The following is a 1,092-nucleotide window of genomic DNA, read 5'->3' as shown; positions in this document are numbered from 1 at the left end:
CTCGCGGTTGGCGTGATATTGGGCGGCAAGTCGGTCGCCGTGCTGGCGGATGCCACGCTGGATCTTTCCGGCGGTGGTGAGCTGCTGGGGGCAGGCTTTGTGTCTGGGCGCGGTGGTTCGACGGACGCACGCTTTAACCCGCTGGTGCAATTTGGCGCCAACGGCGGGTTTGTATTGCCGGGCCTGTCCACCAACCCGGTCTACGCGATCGTACCGGGGGTGCAGCCGGTCGCTGCGCCTGCGGGCGGTGAGGGCGGTGCGGTTGCGCCGTTGATTGGCCAGCAAATCACCATCGGCGCCGGCGTACCGGGGTTGCCGGCGGGCACCTACACCCTGATGCCGTCGACCTATGCGTTGCTGCCGGGCGCCTTCCGCGTCGAGATCAACGGCCTGGCCGGTGTCGGCGGCGGGGCCACGCAGTTGATGCGCAATGGCTCGTGGTCTACCGCCGGGCATTTGTCGATTGCCAATACGGGGATCCGCGACAGCCTGGCGAGCCAGTTGATCTTGACGTCGGCCGACACCTTGCGCCGTTATTCCCAATACAACGAAACCAGCTACGCGCAGTTTGCCCGTGCGGATGCGGCGAAACTTGGGGTGCCGCGCGCGATGCTTGAAGTCGATGCCAAGACGTTGAAGCTGGCCATGCGTGCGGGGGGCGGGGCGAGTGCGTTCACCTTTGAGGGCATGGGTCGTTTCGATGCGGCGGCGGGTGGTTACGGCGGCACCGTTGCCGTGGTCGACCTGGCCAGGGGCGGCATTGAGGTGGTCGCGGCAGATCAAGCGGCAACCCAGGGTTTCAGGGGGATTACCTTCAGCGCCGACAGCCTCAATGCGCTGGGCGCATCGCGCCTGATCATTGGGGGCTTGCCCTACGTTGCCTATGGCCAGTCGGGTAGCTACATCACGTTTGCGGAAGGGGTGAACGGCGCCAGGAGCAACATTGTGCTGCGCGAGGGTGCTGTATTGGCCGCGCCCGAGGTGTTGTTAGTCAGTCAAACTGGCTCGATCGTCGTTGAGCAGGGGGCCTCGATCAACACAATCGGCCGTGGCAGCGCAGGCTTCGACGCCCGCGACGGTTTTATCTACAAG

General features: G+C 65.0%; 1 protein-coding gene. It reads left to right on the top strand.

Going from position 1 to position 1,092, the window contains the following annotated elements:
• The coding region (locus H8F21_RS29330) for a hypothetical protein (RefSeq protein WP_203585848.1) at window positions 1-1,092 on the top strand (1,092 nt) is incomplete at both ends.

Source organism: Pseudomonas arcuscaelestis (genome assembly GCF_016881005.1).
Lineage (GTDB): Bacteria > Pseudomonadota > Gammaproteobacteria > Pseudomonadales > Pseudomonadaceae > Aquipseudomonas > Aquipseudomonas arcuscaelestis.
Note: the sequence above shows the minus strand (reverse complement) of the source record. Positions and strands in the feature narration are given on the sequence as shown.